Genomic DNA, 22,172 nt, shown 5'->3' on the forward strand with positions numbered 1-22,172 from the left:
GTTCAGCAATTCTCTAGTCAGCGGATACAACGATGTGGCGGCCAGCGCCTTCACCTTCGGATTCACTGACCAGACCAAGGTCAGCTACGGCGTCGTGGACAATTTTGCGTTCGTAGGCGCTCATCGGCTCGAGGGCCACGGCTTTGCCGGTCTCCTTGACCGAAGCGGCGGCATCCTCAGCGATTTTCTGAAGGTGTCCGGCACGCTGCTGGCGGTAGCCATTGATGTCCAGCACCAGGCGCGAACGGTTCTCGGTGGCAGACAGGACAGAAAGGCGGGTCAGTTCCTGCAGCGCTTCCAAGACCTCCCCGTCTTCGCCCACGAGGCTGTCCAGGCTGTCCGATTCCTCTTCGGCCACGATGGAGATGTAGGTGCGGCCGTTGCGGACCTCAATGTCAATGTCGCCATCGATGTCAGCGATGTCCAGAAGTTCTTCGAGGTAGTCGGCAGCAACATCGCCCTCTTCCTCCAGGCGGCTGGCCGTTGAGCCCTTCGTGGAAGTGGCATCACTCACGGACTCGTCGCGGTCTTCGGTGACCTCGTCGGAAAGGGCGTGTTCGGTGCTCTCGGCTGACATTACTTCTTCTTCCTGTTCTTGCGTTGTGGCTGAATGCGCTGACCCTTGGCCTCGATGATTGCAGCGGCAGCGGCGGCCTCTGCTTCGGCGTCGGCCTTCTTCCCGCCCAGGATGGGCAGGGCCGGCAGGCCCTTGGCCGCACGGCGCTCGGCCAGTGCCTTGGCGGCGGGGGATCCCGGCGTCGGCATCCGTCGGATGACAAAGAATTGCTGTGCCATGGTCCACAGGTTGGTGGTGGTCCAGTAAATCAGCACACCGATGGGGAAGTTGATGCCGCCCACGCCGAACACGATCGGCAGGATGTACAGCATCATTTTCTGCTGGCGCATGAACGGGCTGGCCATGGCTTCTTCAGACATGTTCTTGGCCATGATCTGCTTCTGCGTGATGAACTGCGAGGCCGTCATGGCCAGGATCATCACGATGGAGAGGATCCAGACGGAGGTCAGGTTGCCTTCGCCGCCGTGCAGGAGCGATGCGGAGAGCGTGGCTCCGAAGATCGTGGAGTCGTCAAACTGCACTACCTGCTCGTGGCTCATTGCCCCGATCCCGAGGCCCTTGTCACGGGCAGTACTGATACCCGACAACACCGTAAACAGCGCGAAGAAGAACGGCATCTGAATCAGCATGGGCAAGCAGGCGGAGAACGGGTTGGTGCCGTGCTTCTTGTACATGGCCATCTGTTCCTGCGCCATTGCCTGGCGGGAGAGCTGGTCGGTCTTGCCCTTGTACTTGTCCTGGAGTTTCTTCAGGTCCGGCTGCAGCAGCTGCATGCCGCGCTGGGCTTTAATCTGCTTGACGAACACCGGGATCAAAGCGGCACGGATCACCAGCACCAGGCCGATGATGGAGAGCGTCCATGTCCAGCCGGAGGCCTCCGGCATGCCGATGGAACTCAGGCCCTCATGAAAACCCACCATGATGATGGACACAAGCCACTTGAACGGAAACATGATTGTTTCAAAGAAGTCCATACGATATCCCTATTCGTCAGGCCGCAAGGCGGCCTTCTCCATCAGTCTGAGCAGCCAGGTACTTGTCCGGGTTGTTCAGCACAACAATTGTGGGGGTCCGGTTTTCAGGCCATTCCCGGTGGCCGGCGGGGACATGGTCCACGCCGCCGGCATTCCACGGGTGGCAGCGGGCGAGGCGCCGGACGGCAAGCCAACTCCCTTTGACTGCACCATGGACAGTGATTGCTTCAAGGGCGTATGCCGAGCATGAAGGGAAGAAGCGGCAAACCTGGCCGTACAAGGGGGAAATCACCTTGCGATAGGCCTTGAGCAGCAGAATGAGGATGTTGCGGGGCAGGTTCCAGATGACCTTGCCCAGGGTGACGGCAACAGGCTGCAGGAAATGGACGACGGCGGCAGTCACGTTATGCACGCTGTGTCCCTTCCTGTGTTGTACCGGTAGAACCGTTAACAGCAGCCCGCGGAAGGCGGCTGCCCAACCGGCTCACCGTCGATTCCAGCGCGGCGTTGTAGTCCGCCAACAACTGATCCCAGCTGGCGGCCGCGGACGCAGGCAGAGCCCGGACCACTATGGCGAACCCGGTACCGTACTCGCGTAGCGAGGCAGCACCGGCTTCCCTCAGTCTCCTCTTAACGAGGTTCCTGACCACAGCGTTCCCGACACCTTTGGAAACGATAAACCCGATCCGGCTGGGTTCGTCGGCAGCGATAGCTGCCGTATATAACACTACGTTCCGGCGCCCATTGCGGACACCGGAACGTACGGTTGTTGAAAAATCGGATGCAGTCCTCAAACGGTTACGGGTGGCCAGCACCTTAAACTCGCAAAGAAATGTAAACCGACGAGTCAGTTATTTAGGCCGACAGTTCGGTGCGGCCCTTGCCACGACGGGCTGCCAGGATGGCACGGCCGGCACGGGTACGCATACGAAGGCGGAAGCCGTGCTTCTTGGCTCGACGGCGGTTATTCGGCTGAAAAGTCCGCTTGCTCACGTTAGTTACTCCAGTGGATCAAAGGTGCGCCCACCCGATCAGTAAAGGGGAAGAACTGGCCGACGCTAAGTTTTGTAATGCACGCTTCCCCCGGCTGCTCGAACGCGGTGCGTCTGAGAGATTCAGATGGGGCCAAAAAGCGGACACAAAGGACTTCACAACGTTAGGGCAAATTACGCCCGAGAGTCAAACCGGGACGGCCCGCGGTCCTTGTCCCCAGCTGTGGTTAACCATCCACAACAGCCTGTGGATGAACTGGCTCACAGGCCCCTTTTTAGAACCACACGGGTGTAATTATCCACAAGCTACTTCCCAGCTATCTTCTGGCGTTTTGATCCCCTAGAGTGGCTCAGTAGCCGATTATCCACGGACTGTGCATAACCCTGTGGATGAAGCTGGACCAGCATCCTGGTTCCGGACTTGGGGCTGCAGGTAATGCAGGCAAAGCAAGTTTTGAGGAACTGATTGATGACAGTAGACGAAGCCAACCACGCCAATACTGTCGGAAGTTCCTGGCGGCGCGTTGTCAGCCTGCTGGAGCAGGACGACCGCGTTTCACCACGGCAGCGGGGCTTTGTCATCCTGGCCCAGGCCCAGGGCCTGATCGGTTCAACCCTTCTGGTGGCCGTCCCCAACGAACTCACCCGCGAGGTCCTGCAGACGCAGGTCAAAGATGCGCTGGACGACGCACTGCACAACGTTTTCTCTGAGGACATCCGCTGTGCCATCGACGTGGACACCGATCTGGTGCCCATCCATGAGGAGCCGGAACTCGTCGTCGAGCCGTCCTTCACGTCCGACCAGCTGATCGAGCAGAAGCCGCAACCCATGCTGCCGAGCACCTCCCACGAGTTCGGGCGGCTGAATCCCAAGTACGTGTTCGATACCTTCGTCATCGGCTCGTCCAACCGTTTTGCCCACGCGGCCGCGGTGGCCGTTGCCGAAGCGCCGGCCAAGGCCTACAACCCGCTCTTCATCTATGGTGACTCGGGGCTGGGCAAAACCCACCTCCTGCACGCCATCGGCCATTACGCCCGCCGCCTCTACAGCGGCATTCGTGTCCGGTACGTGAACTCTGAAGAATTCACCAACGACTTCATCAACTCCATCCGCGACGACGAGGGTGCGAGTTTCAAGACCACGTACCGCAACGTGGACGTGCTGCTGATCGACGACATCCAGTTCCTGGCAGGCAAGGACCGGACGTTGGAAGAGTTCTTCCATACATTCAATTCCCTGCACAACAACAACAAACAGGTGGTCATCACCTCGGACCAGCCGCCCAAGCTCCTGGCAGGGTTCGAAGACAGGATGAAGTCCCGCTTCGAGTGGGGCCTGCTCACGGACATCCAGCCGCCGGAACTTGAAACCCGAATCGCCATTCTCCGGAAGAAGGCGCTCAGTGAGGGCCTCTCCGCGCCGGACGACGCCCTCGAGTACATCGCTTCCAAGATCTCCAGCAACATCCGCGAACTCGAAGGCGCCCTCATCCGCGTCACGGCGTTCGCGAGCCTGAACCGGCAGCCGGTTGACGTTGCCCTGGCAGAGATGGTCCTCAAGGACCTCATCACCGATGACGGCGCCCAGGAGATCACCTCCAGCCAGATCCTCACGCAGACGGCGGAGTACTTCAAGCTCAGCATGGAGGAACTCTGCAGCAAGTCACGCACCCGAACACTGGTGACGGCCCGCCAGATCGCGATGTACCTGTGCCGCGAGCTCACGGACATGTCGCTGCCCAAGATCGGCCAGGAGCTCGGCGGCCGCGACCACACCACGGTGATCCATGCGGACCGCAAGATCCGCGAACTCATGGCCGAGCGCCGTGTGATCTACAACCAGGTCACCGAGCTCACCAACAGGATCAAACAGCAGCAGCGCGACTCCTGACCCTCCGCCTCTATACCTTATTAACAGGTGCATGTGGATAACCCTGTGGACAGTTAAGGGGACAAGTGCGGTTAATGGGCTTAAAACCCTTAACCCATCTGTGGATCAGCGAAACCGCCAAAATTCTTATCCCCATCCACACCCTGTTTAAAACCTGCTTCACCCACAGTCCATGAACAGGGCTTAACCGCCGGATCCTGCGGCGAGACGGGGTTATCCACAGTTTCCACAGCAGTTATTAACACTACTAATCCCAAAAAATTGATTTCCCTCAAACAACAATCTGGATCCACACGGCGAACCTGCCAGGGCCTGGCGGCCCAGGACAACCGGGATCCTTGCCGGGGATGGGTTAATCCCGGATCTTCCGGCTAAGCTGTCAGCAGCGCTCCCATCCTCGGGTTTCTTTGTGGTTCAGCAAGCACGGACCATGCAGGTTCAGGAGTTTGGGGCACCCACTTTTGGAACTCCACGATGGAGTTCCCGGTTCAGACATGGCAGCAGCAATGAAAGGCGGCACCCTTCCGTGAAGTTCAGAGTCGATCGGGACGTCCTGGCAGAAGCCGTCACATGGACAGCCCGCTCGTTGTCTCCGCGGCCGCCAGTACCGGTCCTTTCAGGCCTGCTCCTCAAGGCTGAGTCCGGCACCGTAAGCCTTTCGAGTTTCGACTACGAAACCTCTGCCCGGCTTGAGATCCCGGCTGACATCGCGGTGGAAGGCACCATCCTGGTATCGGGCCGTCTCCTGGCAGACATCTGCCGCAGCCTGCCTTCGGCCCCGGTTGACGTGGAAACGGACGGCAACAAAGTCACGCTTACTTGCCGCCGCAGCAGTTTCCACCTAGCCACCATGCCGGAAGCCGAGTACCCGCCGCTGCCGGCGTTGCCCACGATCAGCGGCACAGTTCCCGGTGATGCTTTCGCCCAAGCTGTTTCCCAGGTCATCATCGCGGCCAGTAAGGATGACACCCTCCCCATCCTGACCGGCGTCAGGATGGAAATTGAGGATGATCTCATTACTCTCCTGGCCACCGACAGGTACCGGCTGGCCATGCGCGAAGTCCCATGGAAGCCCGTCACCCCGGGAATTTCCACCAGCGCGCTGGTCAAGGCGAAGACCCTGAATGAAGTTGCCAAAACACTGGGCAACAGCGGTGACATCAACCTGGCCCTGGCGGACGACGACAGCCGGCTCATCGGCTTCGAAAGCGGCGGCCGCACCACCACATCTCTGCTGGTGGATGGCGACTACCCCAAAATCCGTTCGCTTTTCCCCGACACGACACCCATCCACGCCACCGTGCAGACCCAGGAACTGGTCGAAGCCGTGCGTCGTGTGTCCCTGGTGGCCGAACGCAACACCCCGGTGCGCCTGGCCTTCACCGAAGGCCAGCTGCACCTCGACGCCGGAACCGGCGAGGATGCGCAGGCCTCTGAAGAGCTCGAGGCACAGTTGTCCGGTGAGGACATCACGGTGGCCTTCAATCCCCACTACTTGGTGGAAGGGCTGAGCGTCATTGAAACCAAGTACGTCCGGTTCTCCTTCACCACCGCGCCCAAACCAGCGATGATCACGGCCCAGGCGGATGTCGACGGCGAAGACCAGGACGACTACCGCTACTTGGTCATGCCGGTCCGCCTCCCCAACTAGCAGCCTCCCAGCCTCCCACCCAACTAGGTAGCAGTAGATGTCGTTATGAGGGTTCAAAACGACATCTACTGCTACCTAGTTGGGATGACGTCCCCGCAGCCACACCACCAGCGCAGAAAAGAGATCCAGCGTGCATATCGGACTGATCGGCCTTGGCAAAATGGGTTTCAACATGCGCGAACGCCTGCGCAAGGGTGGAATTGACGTCACCGGCTTCGACCGCAATCCGGACGTCACCGATGTTTCCTCGCTGGACGAACTCATCGCCGCCGTCCCGGCACCCCGGATTATCTGGGTCATGGTCCCGGCCGGCGATATCACCGATGCGGTCGTCACCGAACTCGGGGCCAAACTCGACGCCGGCGACCTGGTGATCGACGGCGGCAACTCGCGGTTCACCGAGGACCAGAAACATGGTGCCGCGCTGGCCGAAAAGGGCATCCGGTTTGCCGACTGCGGTGTCTCCGGCGGCGTGTGGGGCCTCCAAAACGGCTACGGCTTGATGGCCGGCGGTGACGCGGCCGACATCGAACGGGCCCTCCCGGTCTTCGACGCACTCCGCCCGGAAGGCGAACGGGCCGACAGCTTTGTGCATGTGGGCGGGGTCGGCGCCGGACACTACGCGAAGATGGTCCACAATGGCATCGAGTACGGCCTGATGCAGGCCTACGCCGAGGGCTATGAATTGCTCGCGGCCAAGGACATCGTCAACGATCTTCCCGGGACCTTCCGCGCCTGGCAAAAGGGAACGGTTGTCCGGTCCTGGCTGCTGGACCTCATGGTGAAGGCCCTTGACGAAGATCCGGGCCTTGCCTCCATCGATGATTACGTAGAAGATTCCGGCGAGGGCCGCTGGACCGTCGAAGAGGCGATCGCCAACGCAGTGCCCGCTCCTGCCATCACGGCAGCACTTTTTGCCCGTTTCTCCTCACGGGAAGACAATTCCCCCGCCATGAAGATGGTTTCGGCGCTGCGCCACCAGTTCGGCGGGCATGCCACCCGCCCTGCCAAATAGCTCCAATCCCCGGGACCCGAGGGTTTCGAGAATCCTGAAGACCGCGTGTACCTAGAACACCTCTCACTGACTGACTTCCGCAGTTACGCCCAGGTTGACCTTGCCCTGGAACCTGGCGTCACGGTGCTGGTGGGATCCAACGGAATTGGCAAGACCAACCTGATGGAAGCCATCGGCTACCTCGCCACCCTCAGCTCGCACCGTGTCAGCGCAGACGGTCCGCTGCTGAGGTTCGGTACGGAGCGTGCCCTGGTCCGGGCCCGGCTGGTCCGCGAAGGCCAGATCACCGTGCTCGAACTGGAAATCAATGCCAGCCGTGCAAACCGTGGCCGCATCAACCGCAGCAATCCCGTGCGTGCGCGGGACATCCTCGGGATCTGCCAGACCGTGCTCTTCGCCCCCGAAGACCTGGCGCTGGTCAAAGGTGATCCGTCCAACCGGCGCCGGTTCCTCGATGAGCTGCTGGTCAGCCTGGTTCCGCGGCACGCGGCAACCCGCAGCGACTATGACCGTGTGCTGAAGCAGCGTAATGCGTTGCTGAAATCTGCGAGGGCCGGCAAATTCACCGCCGGCCACGAAGCCACTCTTGACGTGTGGGACCAGCACATGGCCAGGGCCGGCGCCGAGCTGCTGCATGCCCGGCTGGAACTGGTAGAGCGGCTTCGTCCGCACTTGGCCAGTGCCTATGCGCAGCTCACGGACGGTTCAAAGGTTGCCGACGCCGCCTACCGCTCAAGCCTGCAAAACATGATGGACGACGACGGCGGCGCAGCACCGGGTGCTGCCTTTCCGTCCGCTACGGGCGGACCGGTTCAGGAAGACCTCCGGACGCTGACGGTGGAAGAACTCACCGAAGCGTACGTCCGGGCGTTCGCCGCGTCCCGCCGCAAGGAACTTGAGCGTGGCATTTCACTGGTGGGCCCGCACCGCGACGAGCTGGAACTTGTCCTGGGCGAGGCTCCGGCCAAGGGGTACGCCTCACACGGCGAAACATGGTCCATGTGCCTCTCCCTCCGGCTGGCGTCCTACTATGTGATGCTCGACGACGCCCGAACGGGCGGGTCCGCTCCCATCCTGATCCTCGATGATGTTTTTGCCGAACTCGATGTCCAGCGGCGGCGTAAACTGGCGGCAATAGTCTCCGGTGCGGAACAGGTGCTGGTGACTGCCGCCGTCGACGCCGATATTCCGGAAGAACTCTCCGGCCGGCGGGTGAAGGTCATCCCGGGAGGAATCGATGAATAAGGATGAAAACGGCGGCCTCCAGCCCGGCCGGGATCCCGACAACATCGACGCGCCGCAGGCGGCGCTGAATCGGATGCGCGAAGCAGCAGCGGCACGCGGCGAGATCCGCCGCAAGGCACCACCCGCCGCCGGTGCCGGCAAGACAAAACGTGGCGGCATCCGGGACACCCGAGGTTTTAGCCAGTTCCACTCCACCGGCCGTGATCCGCTGGGCCTCGGCAAGGTGGTGGGACGCCTGGTGGCCGAACGCGGCTGGACCTCGCCCGTTGCTGTCGGGTCGGTGATGGCCGAATGGGCCACCCTTGTGGGGCCGGAAATCTCCGCGCACTGCACACCGGAGAGCTTTACGGACACCACTTTGCACGTTCGCTGCGACTCAACGGCCTGGGCCACCCAGCTTCGCCTTCTCAGCATCAGCCTGCTCGAGAAGTTCCGCACCGAACTTGGTGACGGCGTGGTGACCAGCATCCACGTCCTGGGCCCGTCGGCGCCCAGTTGGCGCAAGGGAGGGCGAAGCGTTAACGGCCGCGGCCCCCGCGATACTTACGGGTGAGCCTGCGAGGTCCGTGCCGCCGTCGTCGACTATTGAATATTCGCCCAAGGGCGTGTAGGGCGATGCAACGGCCGTGGGGTGTATAGGCACCCGGAGACCGGACCGCTGGGGCGCCCAAGGCGGGGTCAACGGCCTGACAAAGGCACATTGCCTGCCGCCGAGGCCCTCCGAATGCGGGTGAACGCCGCGATCCACGATAGAATCGCAACAGATAACTGGGCGCCGGTGAAACGTTGACTGAGTCCGTTTTCCGCACGCTTCCCGCTGGCGGATCGCGGTTCCGCATGTCAGCTAACTCGCCAGCGCCATCAGTTTGTGCCTGTTGGCCGAAGCTTTCCCTGGGGGAAGGACTCCGGCCGGCCATCATCGAAAACAGAGGAGTCGACAGCGCCTGTGGCTAACGACAATACAGATATCCAGGCAGTGGAACCCGCAGTTGAGGATGCCCGTACCCCCGACACCCCGGCAGACGCTGTGACCCCCCGTGAATACGGTGCAAGTGACATTACCGTCCTTGAAGGCCTCGAAGCCGTGCGCAAACGCCCCGGCATGTACATCGGCTCGACCGGTCCGCGCGGCCTCCACCACCTGGTCTATGAAGTGGTGGACAACTCTGTAGATGAGGCTTTGGCCGGTTACTGCACGCACATCGAGGTAGTCCTTCAGGCCGATGGCGGCGTCAAGGTGGTGGACGATGGCCGTGGAATCCCCGTGGATATGCACCCCACCGAACACAAGCCCACCGTCGAAGTTGTGATGACAATCCTGCACGCGGGCGGCAAGTTCGGCGGCGGTGGTTACGCGGTTTCCGGCGGCCTGCACGGTGTGGGCATCTCCGTAGTGAACGCACTTTCCAGCCGTGTTGACACCGAAGTCCGGCGCCAGGGACACGTCTGGCGGATGTCTTTCGCCGACGGCGGCAAGCCCCAGGGCGGCCTTGTCCAGGGCGAGGAGACGGACCACACCGGAACCACGCAGACCTTCTACCCGGATGCCGGCATTTTCGAAAGCACTGAATTCGATTTTGAGACGCTTCGGGCCCGCTTCCAGCAGATGGCCTTCCTGAACAAGGGCCTGCGCATTACCCTGACCGACGAGCGCACCTCCCCGGAGGACAACGACGGCGACCTGGACCTGGACGCCGTGGTCACCGAGGGCGAAGTCACCGCAGAGCACCGCACCGTGGTCTACCAGTACGACGACGGCCTGCTGGACTACGTCAAGCACCTGAACTCCGGGAAGAAGGTCGACGTCGTTCACGAGGACGTGATTGCCTTCGAAACCGAGGACAAGGATCGGCGTATCGCGCTGGAAATGGCTATGCAGTGGACCAACGCGTATTCCGAAAGCGTCCACACCTACGCCAACACCATCAACACCCACGAGGGCGGAACGCATGAAGAGGGCTTCCGCGCCGCCATGACCTCGCTCATCAACCGCTACGCGCGGGAGAAGGGCATCATCAAGGAAAAGGATGACAACCTCACCGGCGATGACATCCGTGAGGGCCTGACTGCCGTTATTTCAGTCAAGCTTGCCGAGCCGCAATTCGAGGGACAGACAAAGACCAAGCTGGGCAACTCCGAGGTCAAGGGCTTTGTCCAGCGCGTTGTCACAGACGGACTCGGCGACTGGCTGGAGCGCAATCCGGGTCCGGCCCGTGACGTTATCCGTAAGGCAATTTCCGCGGCCCAGGCCCGTATGGCGGCCCGCAAGGCACGCGACAACGCCCGCCGCAAGAGCCCGCTCGAGTCCTTCGGCATGCCTGGAAAACTTTCGGACTGCTCCTCGAAGGACCCGGCAAGGTGCGAGGTCTACATTGTGGAGGGTGACTCCGCAGGTGGTTCCGCCAAACGCGGCCGCAACCCGGAAACCCAGGCGATCCTGCCGCTCCGCGGCAAGATCCTGAACGTTGAGCGGGCACGCCTGGACAAGGCCCTGGGCAACGCCGAGGTCCAGTCCATGATTACTGCCTTTGGCACCGGCATCGGCGAGGACTTCGACCTCAGCAAGCTCCGGTACCACAAGATCGTGCTGATGGCCGATGCCGACGTCGACGGACAGCACATCACCACGCTGCTGATGACGCTCCTTTTCCGGTACATGCGTCCCCTCATCGAGAACGGTTACGTCTACCTGGCCCAGCCGCCGCTGTACCGCATCAAGTGGTCCAATGCGCCGCACGACTACGTCTTCAGCGATAAACAGCGCGATGCCAAGCTGCTGTCGGGGCAGGCAGCCGGACGCCGCATTCCGAAGGACAACGGCATCCAGCGCTACAAGGGCTTGGGCGAAATGGACTACACCGAGCTCTGGGACACCACCATGGACCCGGACAACCGGACCCTCCTGCAGGTCACCATGGACGATGCCCTGGCTGCGGACCAGATCTTCTCCACCCTGATGGGCGAGGACGTTGAATCACGCCGAAACTTCATCCAGCAGAACGCCAAGGACGTCAGGTTCCTGGATATCTAGCGGTACTCCCGACTGATATTCCAGAACTGACATATACCTGAAACGGAAAATATAGACGATGAGTGACGAGACACCCGAGAACCAGGCGGAATCCGCCGATCTTCCGGAAACCGTGCTTGAAGGCGATGTGCTGATCGACCGCGTAGAGCAGGTGGACCTGCAGACCGAAATGCAGCGGTCCTATCTCGACTACGCGATGGCCGTTATTGTGGGCCGCGCCCTTCCTGACGTGCGCGACGGCCTGAAGCCGGTACACCGCCGCGTGCTGTACGCGATGTTTGACGGCGGGTACCGCCCGGACCGCTCGTTCAACAAGTGCGCGCGTGTGGTGGGCGAGGTCATGGGCCAGTACCACCCCCACGGCGACACCGCCATTTACGACGCCTTGGTCCGCCTGATCCAGGACTGGACCATGCGCTACCCGCTGGCGCTTGGGCAGGGAAACTTCGGTTCCCCTGGCAATGACGGTGCTGCCGCCCCGCGGTACACCGAAACCAAGATGGCGCAGCTGGCCATGGAGATGGTCCGGGACATCGATGAGGAAACCGTCGATTTCCAGGACAACTACGACGGCAAGAACCAGGAACCAACCATCCTGCCGGCGCGTTTCCCCAACCTGCTGGTCAACGGTTCCTCAGGCATCGCCGTCGGCATGGCCACCAACATCCCGCCGCACAACCTGCGAGAGGTCGCCGACGGCGTCCAATGGTACTTGGCGAATCCGACCGCCAGCCGCGAGGAACTGCTCGAAGAGCTGCTGCTGCGGGTTAAGGGACCCGACTTCCCCACCGGGGCCACGATCCTGGGGCACAAGGGTATCGAGGACGCTTACCGCACCGGCCGCGGATCTGTCACGATGCGGGCTGTGGTCAACGTTGAGGAACTCCAAGGCCGTACTTGCCTGGTGGTTACCGAGCTGCCCTACCAGGCCAACCCGGACAACCTGGCCATCAAGATCGCCGAACTGGTCAAGGACGGCAAGATCTCCGGCATCGCGGACCTCCGCGATGAGACGTCCGGCCGTACGGGCCAGCGCCTGGTCATCGTGCTTAAGCGCGATGCCGTTGCCAAGGTAGTGCTGAACAACCTTTACAAGCACACCGAACTGCAAAGCAACTTCTCCGCGAACATGCTGGCCATCGTGGACGGAGTGCCGCGCACGCTCAGCCTGGATGCCTTCATCCGGCACTGGGTGACCCACCAGCTGGACGTTATCGCCCGGCGCACGAAGTACCGCCTGCGCAAGGCCGAGGAAGAAGCACATATCCTGCGGGCGCTGCTCAAGGCCCTGGACATGCTGGACGAGGTCATCGCTCTCATCCGGGCCTCGAACACCACGGAGGCGGCCCGCGACGGGCTGATGCAACTGCTGGACATCGACGAACTGCAGGCACGGGCCATCCTGGACATGCAGTTGCGCCGCCTGGCAGCCCTGGAACGCCAGAAGATCCAGGACCGGCACTCAGAACTCGAAGCGCTGATTGCTGAGTACAACTCGATCCTGGCCTCGGAGGAGCGTCAGCGCGAGATCATCAGCACCGAATTGGCTGAGATCGTGGCCAAGCACGGTGATGACCGCCGCACGAAGATCCTGATGGGCTTCGACGGCGACATGTCCATGGAGGACCTGATCCCCGAAGAGGAAATGGTTGTCACCATTACCCGTGGCGGCTACGTCAAGCGGACCCGCAGCGACAACTACCGTTCGCAGCAGCGCGGCGGCAAGGGCATCAAGGGCGCCCAGCTGCGCGGCGACGACGTGGTGGAGCACTTCTTTGTAACCACCACGCACCACTGGCTGCTGTTCTTCACCAACCTCGGCAGGGTTTACCGGGCCAAGGCTTACGAACTGGTGGAGGCGGGCCGCGATGCCAAGGGCCAGCACGTCGCCAACCTGATGGCTTTCCAGCCGGACGAACACATCGCCCAGGTACTGGACCTCAAGGACTACCAGCACGCGCCCTACCTGGTCCTCGCAACCAAACGTGGACTGGTCAAGAAGACCCGGCTGGAGGATTACGACACCAACCGTTCTGCCGGCGTCATTGCCATCAACCTCCGGGACGAGGACGAACTGGTGTCCGCCCAGCTGGTCTCCGAATCGGACGACCTCCTGCTCGTCTCACGCAAGGGCCAGTCCATCCGGTTCACGGCCACCGATGACGCACTGCGGCCGATGGGGCGTGCCACGTCCGGCGTCACCGGCATGAAGTTCCGGGAGGACGACGAACTGCTGGCCGCCAACGTGGTCACGGACGGCTCCTTTGTGTTCATCGTGACCGAGGGCGGCTACGCCAAACGCACGGCCGTGGAGGAATACAGGCTCCAGGGCCGCGGCGGCCTGGGAATCAAGGTTGCCAAGCTGGCCGAGGAACGCGGTGACCTCGTGGGAGCCCTGATTGTCCAGGAGGAAGACGAAGTCCTGGTAGTCATGGAAGGCGGCAAGGTGGTCCGTTCCTCCGTGGCTGGCGTCCCTGCCAAGGGCCGCGACACCATGGGAGTGATCTTCGCCAAACCTGACAAGAATGACCGCATCATCGAAGTGGCCCGGAACAGCGAACGCGGTCTTGAGGGCGATGAATCCTTGGAGGATGACGTAACGTTGGCTGAAGAGGACGGATCCCCCGAGGGGTCCGCAGGGTCAGCAGCAGTGGCAGAGACAGCACCGGCCGTTGAGTCAGAGGACGCCTCCGGCGACGCTGAGCCGAACGAAGACTACACCGGAGGTAACGAGTGAGTAATCCCGACTCATATCCCAAGCAGAACAGCAATGTTCCCGGCGGAACGGGGCAGCCCGCGGCTGCCCCCCGAGTAAACGCCCCCGTTCGTCCCCAGCAGCGCCCTGCGGCTCCGGCAGGCCTGCCCGGCCAGCGCCCCGCGGCAGCAGGCCAGCGTCCGCAGGCCCAGCCCGGGCAGGCCCAGCCTGGACAGGGCCAGCGCCCGGCTCAGCGTCCCGCCACGGCAGGGCAGCGACCCGCGCCTGGCGGTCCGGGACTGGTAAAGCCGGCCCCCAAAGCCAAGGTCAGGCGTGCGCGCCTGCTGGTCAGCAAAGTTGATCCCTGGTCCGTCCTGAAAATGGCGTTCCTGCTCTCTGTGGCGTTGGGAATCGTTACGGTCGTTGCGGCCATCGTGCTCTGGACGGTCCTGGACCTGACCGGCATCTTCGACCAGGTGGACAGTCTCCTGGGCACCCTCGCCGGGTCCGAAGGCGGGGGCTTCGAATTGAAGAAGGTTGCGTCGCTGGGGCAGGTGGCCTCCTTTGCCACCATCATCGCCGTAGTGAACGTGGTCCTGCTGACCGCGTTGTCCATGTTGTCTGCAGTGCTGTACAACATCTCCGCCACCCTGGTGGGCGGTATTGGCGTTACCCTCACGGATGACTGAAAATCCCATAATTCCGGCGGATTTTTTGCTCGGAATGCCTCGATTTGAGATCGGGCCGGGATGTGCTGTACAGTCATATCTCGGCCCGATGAGGCATCGGGGCGTATAGCTCAGGCGGTTAGAGCGCTTCGCTGATAACGAAGAGGTCCCAGGTTCAAGTCCTGGTACGCCCACGGAACCTGTGCAGGTTTCAGGAAAGGTTCAGTCCTCCGGTTGGTCGATTGAGTCGGAACGGGGTGCATGTGAAGAAGTTGCTGGTTCTTGCAGCTGCGATCGCAGGCGTCCTGCTCTACCGGAAAGCACAGGAATCCGAGGCCCGGAAAACGGTCTGGAGCGAATCAACCGATACGGTTGATTAGCACGGATTCCCGGATCGGGAGCTGGCAAGAGGCTCCCAGGTTCTAGGGTATGATTGACGGGTTGCTTCTTATGGGGGCATGGCGCAATTGGTAGCGCACCTGCTTTGCAAGCAGGGGGTTCGGGGTTCGAGTCCCCGTGCCTCCACCATATGGAAAGTCCCGGACAGCGGAAACGCTGTCCGGGACTTTTTGGTTAACTCGAAAAAGTAGGGTTGGACAGTGAACTTCTTCATCGCGGCACTCGGCGTGCTGGGCGTTGCCTCGTCCGGTCCGCTGATCGCGGCCACCCTCGGTGCCACCACTGTCAGCGCCCTGGCCATCGCGTTCTGGCGCAATGCCATAGGCGCGGTGGTGATGGCCACACCCACCCTCGTGCGCGAACCGCGGCAGTTCGGGGCCATTTCCGGCCGGGAGTTCCGCTGGTCGCTGCTTGCCGCCGTCGCCCTGGCCCTGCACTTCGCGTGCTTCATCACCTCACTGCAGCTGACCTCCGTGGCCGCCGCGACTGCCCTCGTGTGCCTTCAATCCGGTTGGATTGCTGTCTTCCAGCTATTTCGTGGCACGAAACACCGCTGGCCCGTACTGGCCGGCCTGGGCATAGCTTTCGGCGGCGTCGTTGCCATCACGGGTTTTGATATGGGCAGCTCCCCCGAGGCGCTCTTGGGCGACCTGCTGGCGGTGGCCGGCGGGGCCCTGGCCGGGCTGTACACGCTGGCGGGCGGCAAGGCGCGGCAAAGCATGACCACAGGGACGTACACGACGCTCTGCTACGGCATGTGCGCCGCACTGGTGGCCGTCCTCGCCCTGTTCAGCGGACAACCCCTGACAGGGTTCGACGCCGGCGGCTGGCTGGGGATTATCGCCATCACCGTGTGTGCGCAATTGGTGGGCCACACAGCCTTCAACCACCTGCTGGCCACGATGAGCCCGTTGCTGGTCTCGATGATCATCTTGCTGGAAATCCCCGGCGCTGCGGTGCTGGCGGCCGTCTTCCTGGACGAAACCCTCCCGGCCGGAACCTATGCAGGGTTGGCCCTGATCCTGGTAGGACTGGCCGTCGTCGTCCTGGGACAACGGTCCGGAAACGCCCGACGGCGGCGCCTGGATTCAGAGGACGGCACCCGGGACGGCGAACCGCCGTCGGACCGCCTCGCGGAGCTCGGAACGGACTGACCGTAAGGACCGTACCGAAGGTGCTTACTGGCCGCCGCGGCGGACCGGCTGAGCCGTGTTGACGGTGTGGATGGCACGCAGCAGCTTGGCCGGGAAGTAAACGGAGAAGAAGACCACCATGGGGGCCTTGAGAGCCATTTTCTTCACGTTGTGGGCCTTGTACGTCCGGTCGAAACGCGTCACGTAGTAGCGGTAGTCGCGGGGTGAATCTTCCAGCCGGCGGGCAGACATTCCGGACACCATCTGCGGCCAGTACTGCACTTTGAGTTCGTGGTCGGCAAGATGCAGGGACAGATCGATGTCCTCATGCATCTCATCCTTCTCATCACGGCAGGTCTCGGACCGAATGGTTTCCCACGCCGAGGCCCGAAGCGCCATGTTTGAGCCAAAGAGAAAGTGGTATTGGTGCTTGGCGAGCTTAAGCATCAGCTGGCGCATTTTGTCGTCGGCTTTAAGGCCGAACCGGCGCATTGGCATGTCGTAGTAGACCACCGGGCCCGTGGCCGCTTGGACTGAGGGGTCCTGGAACGCCTTCTGGACCTGCTCCACCCAGTCCGGCTCCACGACGGAGTCGGCGTCAATCCGGCCCAGAATGTCACCGGTTGCATGGTCCAGGCCAAAGTTGCGGGTGGGAATCAACCCCTGGTCGCGGTCTTGGCTCAGCAGGATGATGGGGCTTTCCGGATACTCCAGCTGCATCTGCTGCACGATTGCCGCGGTCCGGTCTGTGGAGAGGTTGTCCACCACGATGATCTCGTGCGCCGGGACCGATTGGTAGACGGCAGCGATGAGGCACTGCCGGATCACACTTTCCTCGTTGTAAGCCGGGATGACAATGGACACGCGGGGCAGCTGTGCTGCGTCGTTCAAGGCATCCCCAGAGGATTTATCGGCTGACATCAGTTCAAATTTAGCATCGATCGGTGACCGCCCCACGGGCTGCCGGCTCAAGTCCGGACAAACACTGGGAAAACACTGAAGGGGCCCGCACCAGGCGGGACCCCTTCAGCTGACGGCGCAAAGCGCCTGAACTGCTAGACGGTGTCCTTGTCCGCGGATCCGTTCATGTTGGAGGCGATGTTCTTCATCGCGGTCTTGGCATCGGTTGTTGCCTTCGCGGCAGCGTCCTTGGCGTCCTCGGCGACGTGCTTGGCTTTGTCGGCTGCATCTTCAGCAGCCTCCTTGGCATCTTCCGCGACATCCTTGGCCTTTTCCGCAACGGCCCCTGCAGCTGAGGCAGCAGCGGCTGCCACGTTGCCGACGGCGTCGGCTGCGGTTTCCTTGAGGTCGTTGACCGTGGTGGCGGGCACCGGGGCGGGTGTGGGCGTCACCGGAGAAGGGGTCTTCCACGGATCTTCAACCGGCTTGGAAGCCTTCCACGCGGCAACACCAGCGGCCACGGCGGCGGCGATGATGCCGAAGACCAGCCAACCGCGTTTCTTGGGCTTCTCAGGCTGGGCGATCTGCACGCCTACCACCTTGCCGGCTTCATGCGCGGCTGCCTTGAGCTGGGTCCCTGCCGTGTGGGCCTGCTCCTGGATGGAGTGCACAACTCCGGAATCGGCAAGACGCTGGGCTACGGCGTCCACGTGCAACGGAGCATTCTCCAGCGTGCGGTGAACAGCTTCGGACGCCTGGCCGATCTGGTCCGAGAGGCGTGGCAGGTACTCCACCACTACGCGGTCGCGGGCGTTCAGGATCACGGGTGTGGCTTTGTCCAGCGCTTCGTGAAGGCGCGGAGTGGTGCCTTCAACAGCATCGTGGATCTTTGGGGCCAGGTGGGCTAGCCCGTCCTGGATCCGCGGCGTTACTGTTGCTACGCCGTCGGCAAGGTTGTGGGCGGCTGTCTTAAGCCCTTCCTGGATCTTGGGAGATGCGGTATCCAGGCCATGCTGCAGGCGGGGAACGGCCCAGTCCACTGCTGCTTCCACGCGGGGGGCTGCCCAGTCCTTGGCGTTCTCTACCGCGCTGTTGACTGACTGCTCAAGGTCACGGGCAATACGATCCGATTTCTTCACAACTACCTCCCGATTAATGTGACGGTTCTGTTGTTAGCCTACGTGGATTGACCTTCACCGGCTATTCTTGGCCCGGAATTCAGGCTGATTTCACCCAGCGCGGAACTGCCGTCCACACCCGTGCCGCTTTGGCGGGCCGTGAAAGAATAAGCGTTATGACTGCCATCGCAACCGCAAAAGCAACCATCCACACCAGCCTCGGCGACATCGTCGTGAACCTCTTCGGGAACCACGCCCCCAAGACGGTCAAGAACTTCATCGGCCTCGCCACGGGCGAGCAGGCCTGGACCCACCCGGAAACCGGCGAGGACAAGACGGGTACCCCGCTGTACAACGGCACCATCTTCCACCGCATCATCAAGGATTTCATGATCCAGGCCGGCGACCCCCTGGGCCGTGGTGTGGGCGGACCCGGCTACAAGTTCGACGACGAAATCCACCCCGAGCTCAGCTTCAACCAGCCCTACAAGCTGGCCATGGCCAACGCAGGCATCCAGATGGGCAAGGGCACCAACGGCTCCCAGTTCTTCATCACCACGATCCCCACCGACTGGCTGCAGGGCAAGCACAGCATCTTCGGCGAGGTGGCTGACGAGGACTCCAAGAAGGTCGTCGACGCCATCGAGGGTGTCCGCACCGGCATGGGCGACCGCCCGGTCGAGGACGTCACCATCAACAGCATTGACATCGAACAGCTCTAACAAGCACCAATGAGTTACGGAATCCCTGCGGCGGAGCCGTCAGCGCAAGTTCCGGTCTGCCCCCGGCACCCGGACCGGCCCTCCTATGTGCGGTGCCAGCGCTGCGGGCGCCCCGCGTGCCCTGACTGCCAGCGCGCGGCCGCCGTCGGGTTCCAATGTGTTGACTGCGTCAACGAAACAGCACGTTCGACGCCGGCCGTCAGGACCGTCTACGGCGGTACGGTGACAACCGGCAAGCCCATCGTCACGTACGGAATTATCGCCGTCTGTGCGCTGATGTACGTCCTGCAGTGGATAGTGCCCGGCGGCGCCGTATACGAACAGTTCGCGTACAACAATGTGTTCGCGACGCCCGCCTACGGCGCGTTTGAGCCCTGGCGCATGCTGACGGCCGCGTTCCTGCACTCTCCAGATTCAGTCCTCCACATCGTGCTGAACATGTATACGCTGTGGATTTTCGGGCAGGCCCTCGAGCCGCTTCTGGGCAGGGTCCGCTTTCTGGCGGTTTACCTGATCTCAGCCGTCGGCGGTTCGGTGGGCTATCTGCTCCTCAATCCGCTGCTGGTCCCAGGCCAGCAGCTCGCCGGAGTCGTCGGGGCATCCGGTGCCATTTTCGGACTCTTCGGGGCGATGCTCCTGGTCCAGCGGCATCGGGGCGGGGAAACGCGCCAGCTATGGGTGCTGATAGCCATCAACGGCGTCATCGGCTTCCTGATCCCCCAGATCGCTTGGCAGGCCCACTTGGGCGGCCTCATCACCGGGGCGTTGTGCGCTGCGGTGGTAGCGTACACGCCGCGCGGCCCGCGTCAGGGCCTGCTCCAGGCAGCTGGCCTGGTGGCCGTTTTTGGGCTGCTGATTCTCGTGAGCTGGGTCCGCGTCACGGCGGGCTGATTTTGGCGCTGTAGCCGCTCTTACCGAAGACCCCGGTGTCCCTTGGACACCGGGGTCTTTTTGTGTCCGGAATGCCGACGGAGGTTTTCCACAGGGTTTATCCACATTGTTGGTAACTTACACGGGTGTAGTTCAAGGCCAAATCCTGCCAGAAGCCTGCAACGACGCACTGGCTGGCAGGCAAGGGTCGGCGTACGTCCACAGTTGTGGATAACTGCTGGGGATGTCCCTGTGGTTAAGTGGACAATCACGCGCCTTGGAGCTGCATCTGTGGATATCGCTGGCTTTCTGGAGCCGGGGAGGCGCTGAGCAAGCATAAACGGCGGGATTTCAACATGGTTATTCACAGTGTTAATAACTCACACGCGTGTAGTTCATGGTCGACGCGAGGCTCTGCGGAGCCTCTGTGGGGAAATAACCGTGTGTACTCATGCATGTTGTCCCCATCTGTGGATAAGTTGTGGGTAGTCGTGTGTTAGCAAGTGGATAACCGCGCGGATCGGCGCACCGGTAAGTTCCGCCGCCGACGCAACCCAGAATCAGGAGGGCCCATGGGCCGCAACACCGCAAACATCTTCCTAGACAAGCAGCACCCGGCCGTGTGGCGATCGCTGAACGGCCTGGGACTCAAGGCACGCGAGGCAGCGGCCACCGCCGGAGTGGATGAAAAGATCATTGAACTGATGTACGTGCGCATTTCGCAGATCAACGGTTGCGCGTTCTGCCTGGACATGCACGTCGGCGATGCCGTGGAAAACGGCGAATCCCCCCAACGGCTTGCGGTACTTCCCGCGTGGCGGGACACGGCCCTGTTCACAGACCGGGAGCGTGCTGCGCTGGCGCTGGCCGAGAGCATCACGGAACTCCCGGATCCGCGCTCACGGGAGGTAGAGGAAGGCTATGCCCGGCGACACCTCACCGCGGATGAGTTCTCAGCGGTCAGCTGGCTGGCGATCACCATGAACGCGTTCAACCGGGTCTCCATAACTAGCCATCATCCAGTACGCCGCCAGGAGTAACGGTTCCAGCGCGGAAGCGGGACTTGCTGCGGCCACGGTTTCCCGCCCCGTCTGTGGGGAGAGCCGAGTCTTATCCACAGCTAATCCACACTGTTAATAACTGCCTCGCCAAAGGCACTGTTCGCATAAGCCTTGATTGAGGGCATCTGCGGGCCCTTTCGGTAAATCGCCGGGCGTCAGTTATTCACATTGTGGATAACTTTAGGAACAGCTGGGGAGAACTCGCAGGCACGGACTTATTCGCGGGCATCCAGCCATACCCCGGATGATCCTCGGCGGTGGCTGTCCAGCAGGTGCGTGTCCACCATCCCGATCGCCTCCATCAGCGCGTACATCGTAGTAGGCCCCACGAAGGAGAAGCCCTTCTTGCGGAGCGCCTTGGAGAGCGCAACCGATTCCGGGGACTGGGTGGGGATATCGGAATGTGTGAGCGGCTGCGGCGTCTCGGGGGGCTGGAAGCTCCAGACGAAGTTCACGAGCCCGCCTTCGCTGCGCAGGGCTATGACCGCCTTCGCGTTCGTGATGGCGGCCCGGATTTTGAGCCGGTTCCGGATAATCCCGGGGTCCTGCAGCAGCCGCTCCACATCGTCTTCAGTGAAAGTGGCTACGATATCCGGGTCGAAGTGGTGGAACGCGGCGCGGAAAGCCGGGCGTTTCCGCAGGATAGTGGCCCAGGACAGGCCGGCTTGGAAACCCTCCAGGCTGATGCGTTCGTAGAGGCCCTGTTCGTCCCGGACCGGCAGGCCCCACTCGGTGTCGTAGTACTCCCGGAGGAGGGGATCAACGGCGGCCCAGGGCGGACGGAAGAGTCCGTCGTCGCCAAGAACGGTGCCGCCAGGGCCGGGGATCATACTCCGGACGCTACGAACGCCAGCGGGTGGTCATCAGGAAGCCAACGATGGCGATGCCGAACCCGGCGACGATATTCCATGATTCCCAGGCCTTGACCGGAAGCTGGCCTTCGCTGATATAGAACGTGATGATCCAGAGCAGCCCGATGATCATGAGGCCGAACATGACAGGCTTGAACCACACGGGGTTCGGCTTGTACGCCTGCGTGGACGAAGCCGCTTGGGCCGGGGTGGAAGTCTTCTTGCGTGGCTTGGACTCGGGCACGTGCTCTCCTTGCGGCTGAGGCAAGCTCGGCGACCCGGGCTTGATATCCTGCAAGAAGGAAATTGCCAGCGGTCTGCGCGATCTTGGTCAAATCTGGATTCTTACTAGCAGCCAATTCTAGCCGTAGTTCAGGGC

At 62.1% G+C, this 22,172-nt stretch carries 22 protein-coding genes and 2 tRNA genes; 15 read left to right on the forward strand and 9 right to left on the reverse strand.

Going from position 1 to position 22,172, the window contains the following annotated elements; all coding sequences use genetic code 11:
* Positions 1-13: 13 nt before the first annotated feature.
* From V9L18_RS00245 to rpmH, 5 genes are read right to left on the reverse strand one after another with little or no spacing between them, the layout of a single operon-like run.
* The gene (locus V9L18_RS00245; RefSeq protein WP_337345171.1) at positions 14-577 is read right to left on the reverse strand and encodes a Jag family protein; all 564 of its coding nucleotides are present in this window, start codon (positions 575-577) and stop codon (positions 14-16) included.
* Positions 577-1,551: a membrane protein insertase YidC gene (gene yidC / locus V9L18_RS00250; protein ID WP_337345172.1), complete on the reverse strand. Its 975-nt coding sequence runs from the start codon at positions 1,549-1,551 to the stop codon at positions 577-579. The genes V9L18_RS00245 and yidC overlap by 1 nt, the downstream gene beginning before the upstream one ends.
* 16 nt (positions 1,552-1,567) lie before the next feature.
* A complete protein-coding gene (gene yidD / locus V9L18_RS00255; protein WP_337345173.1) occupies positions 1,568-1,963 on the reverse strand; it encodes a membrane protein insertion efficiency factor YidD in 396 nt (131 codons plus the stop codon).
* Positions 1,956-2,366 (reverse strand): ribonuclease P protein component, encoded by a 411-nt coding sequence (gene rnpA / locus V9L18_RS00260; RefSeq protein ID WP_337345174.1) that lies wholly within the window; start codon positions 2,364-2,366, stop codon positions 1,956-1,958. Before rnpA ends, yidD begins: the two co-directional genes overlap by 8 nt.
* 40 nt (positions 2,367-2,406) lie before the next feature.
* Entirely contained in the window at positions 2,407-2,544 is a 138-nt protein-coding gene (rpmH, locus tag V9L18_RS00265) for a 50S ribosomal protein L34 (RefSeq protein ID WP_003800212.1), read from the reverse strand.
* Positions 2,545-3,012: 468 nt separating this feature from the next.
* On the opposite strand from rpmH, the gene dnaA reads away from it, so the two are divergent.
* From dnaA to V9L18_RS00325, 12 genes are all read left to right on the forward strand, one after another.
* Entirely contained in the window at positions 3,013-4,434 is a 1,422-nt protein-coding gene (gene dnaA / locus V9L18_RS00270) for a chromosomal replication initiator protein DnaA (RefSeq protein WP_337345175.1), read from the forward strand.
* Positions 4,435-4,960: 526 nt separating this feature from the next.
* Entirely contained in the window at positions 4,961-6,085 is a 1,125-nt protein-coding gene (gene dnaN / locus V9L18_RS00275; protein WP_337345176.1) for a DNA polymerase III subunit beta, read from the forward strand.
* A 130-nt stretch (positions 6,086-6,215) separates the two neighbouring features.
* Positions 6,216-7,100: a phosphogluconate dehydrogenase (NAD(+)-dependent, decarboxylating) gene (gnd, locus tag V9L18_RS00280; RefSeq protein WP_337345177.1), complete on the forward strand. Its 885-nt coding sequence runs from the start codon at positions 6,216-6,218 to the stop codon at positions 7,098-7,100.
* A 45-nt stretch (positions 7,101-7,145) separates the two neighbouring features.
* Complete coding sequence (gene recF, locus V9L18_RS00285; protein ID WP_337345178.1) at positions 7,146-8,345, forward strand: DNA replication/repair protein RecF; 1,200 nt, start codon at positions 7,146-7,148, stop codon at positions 8,343-8,345.
* Positions 8,338-8,898, forward strand: coding sequence for a DUF721 domain-containing protein (locus tag V9L18_RS00290; RefSeq protein WP_337345179.1), 561 nt, complete (start codon positions 8,338-8,340; stop codon positions 8,896-8,898). Before recF ends, V9L18_RS00290 begins: the two co-directional genes overlap by 8 nt.
* A gap of 393 nt (positions 8,899-9,291) precedes the next feature.
* The gene (gene gyrB / locus V9L18_RS00295; RefSeq protein ID WP_337345180.1) at positions 9,292-11,376 is read left to right on the forward strand and encodes a DNA topoisomerase (ATP-hydrolyzing) subunit B; all 2,085 of its coding nucleotides are present in this window, start codon (positions 9,292-9,294) and stop codon (positions 11,374-11,376) included.
* A 58-nt stretch (positions 11,377-11,434) separates the two neighbouring features.
* Entirely contained in the window at positions 11,435-14,113 is a 2,679-nt protein-coding gene (gyrA, locus tag V9L18_RS00300; protein WP_337345181.1) for a DNA gyrase subunit A, read from the forward strand.
* Complete coding sequence (locus V9L18_RS00305) at positions 14,110-14,760, forward strand: DUF3566 domain-containing protein (protein ID WP_337345182.1); 651 nt, start codon at positions 14,110-14,112, stop codon at positions 14,758-14,760. The genes gyrA and V9L18_RS00305 overlap by 4 nt, the downstream gene beginning before the upstream one ends.
* 99 nt (positions 14,761-14,859) lie before the next feature.
* Positions 14,860-14,933: transfer RNA gene (locus tag V9L18_RS00310), tRNA-Ile, on the forward strand.
* A gap of 69 nt (positions 14,934-15,002) precedes the next feature.
* Positions 15,003-15,119, forward strand: a complete 117-nt coding sequence (locus tag V9L18_RS00315) for a DLW-39 family protein (protein ID WP_242633290.1) — start codon at positions 15,003-15,005, stop codon at positions 15,117-15,119.
* A 72-nt stretch (positions 15,120-15,191) separates the two neighbouring features.
* Positions 15,192-15,267, forward strand: a tRNA-Ala gene (locus V9L18_RS00320).
* 71 nt (positions 15,268-15,338) lie between these two features.
* Positions 15,339-16,292 carry a DMT family transporter gene (locus V9L18_RS00325; RefSeq protein ID WP_337345183.1) on the forward strand — a complete coding sequence of 318 codons (954 nt, stop codon included), beginning with the start codon at positions 15,339-15,341 and terminating at the stop codon, positions 16,290-16,292.
* A gap of 24 nt (positions 16,293-16,316) precedes the next feature.
* Here V9L18_RS00325 and V9L18_RS00330 read toward each other — a convergent pair whose 3' ends face one another.
* Both V9L18_RS00330 and V9L18_RS00335 read right to left on the reverse strand, forming a co-directional pair.
* Positions 16,317-17,192: a glycosyltransferase gene (locus V9L18_RS00330; RefSeq protein ID WP_337345184.1), complete on the reverse strand. Its 876-nt coding sequence runs from the start codon at positions 17,190-17,192 to the stop codon at positions 16,317-16,319.
* Between the two features lie 134 nt (positions 17,193-17,326).
* Positions 17,327-18,310: a hypothetical protein gene (locus V9L18_RS00335; RefSeq protein ID WP_337345185.1), complete on the reverse strand. Its 984-nt coding sequence runs from the start codon at positions 18,308-18,310 to the stop codon at positions 17,327-17,329.
* Positions 18,311-18,465: 155 nt separating this feature from the next.
* Here V9L18_RS00335 and V9L18_RS00340 point away from each other — a divergent pair, with 155 nt between their 5' ends.
* The 3 genes from V9L18_RS00340 to V9L18_RS00350 all read left to right on the forward strand — a co-directional run bounded on the left by V9L18_RS00340 (position 18,466) and on the right by V9L18_RS00350 (position 20,921).
* Positions 18,466-19,011 carry a peptidylprolyl isomerase gene (locus V9L18_RS00340; protein ID WP_066288542.1) on the forward strand — a complete coding sequence of 182 codons (546 nt, stop codon included), beginning with the start codon at positions 18,466-18,468 and terminating at the stop codon, positions 19,009-19,011.
* Between the two features lie 9 nt (positions 19,012-19,020).
* A complete protein-coding gene (locus V9L18_RS00345) occupies positions 19,021-19,902 on the forward strand; it encodes a rhomboid family intramembrane serine protease (protein WP_337345186.1) in 882 nt (293 codons plus the stop codon).
* A 551-nt stretch (positions 19,903-20,453) separates the two neighbouring features.
* On the forward strand, positions 20,454-20,921 hold the full coding sequence (locus V9L18_RS00350; protein ID WP_337345187.1) for a carboxymuconolactone decarboxylase family protein: 468 nt from the start codon (positions 20,454-20,456) through the stop codon (positions 20,919-20,921).
* Between the two features lie 236 nt (positions 20,922-21,157).
* Here the strand turns inward: V9L18_RS00350 and V9L18_RS00355 are convergent, their stop codons facing one another.
* A complete protein-coding gene (locus tag V9L18_RS00355; RefSeq protein WP_337345188.1) occupies positions 21,158-21,772 on the reverse strand; it encodes a DNA-3-methyladenine glycosylase I in 615 nt (204 codons plus the stop codon).
* A gap of 10 nt (positions 21,773-21,782) precedes the next feature.
* Entirely contained in the window at positions 21,783-22,037 is a 255-nt protein-coding gene (locus tag V9L18_RS00360; protein WP_337345189.1) for a cell division protein CrgA, read from the reverse strand.
* Positions 22,038-22,172: the final 135 nt, after the last annotated feature.

It is taken from the genome of Pseudarthrobacter sp. CCNWLW217, from assembly GCF_037203985.1.
In the GTDB taxonomy this organism is placed as follows: Bacteria; Actinomycetota; Actinomycetes; order Actinomycetales; family Micrococcaceae; genus Arthrobacter.

Excerpts from the sequence above, each read along its gene's own strand:
- gyrA (WP_337345181.1), top strand. The coding sequence starts at position 11,435 with ATGAGTGACGAGACACCCGAGAACCAGGCGGAATCCGCCGATCTTCCG.
- V9L18_RS00350 (WP_337345187.1), top strand. The coding sequence starts at position 20,454 with ATGGGCCGCAACACCGCAAACATCTTCCTAGACAAGCAGCACCCGGCC.
- yidC (WP_337345172.1), bottom strand. The coding sequence starts at position 1,551 with ATGGACTTCTTTGAAACAATCATGTTTCCGTTCAAGTGGCTTGTGTCC.
- V9L18_RS00245 (WP_337345171.1), bottom strand. The coding sequence starts at position 577 with ATGTCAGCCGAGAGCACCGAACACGCCCTTTCCGACGAGGTCACCGAA.
- V9L18_RS00340 (WP_066288542.1), top strand. The coding sequence starts at position 18,466 with ATGACTGCCATCGCAACCGCAAAAGCAACCATCCACACCAGCCTCGGC.
- V9L18_RS00330 (WP_337345184.1), bottom strand. The coding sequence starts at position 17,192 with ATGTCAGCCGATAAATCCTCTGGGGATGCCTTGAACGACGCAGCACAG.
- dnaA (WP_337345175.1), top strand. The coding sequence starts at position 3,013 with ATGACAGTAGACGAAGCCAACCACGCCAATACTGTCGGAAGTTCCTGG.
- V9L18_RS00290 (WP_337345179.1), top strand. The coding sequence starts at position 8,338 with ATGAATAAGGATGAAAACGGCGGCCTCCAGCCCGGCCGGGATCCCGAC.
- V9L18_RS00345 (WP_337345186.1), top strand. The coding sequence starts at position 19,021 with ATGAGTTACGGAATCCCTGCGGCGGAGCCGTCAGCGCAAGTTCCGGTC.
- V9L18_RS00355 (WP_337345188.1), bottom strand. The coding sequence starts at position 21,772 with ATGATCCCCGGCCCTGGCGGCACCGTTCTTGGCGACGACGGACTCTTC.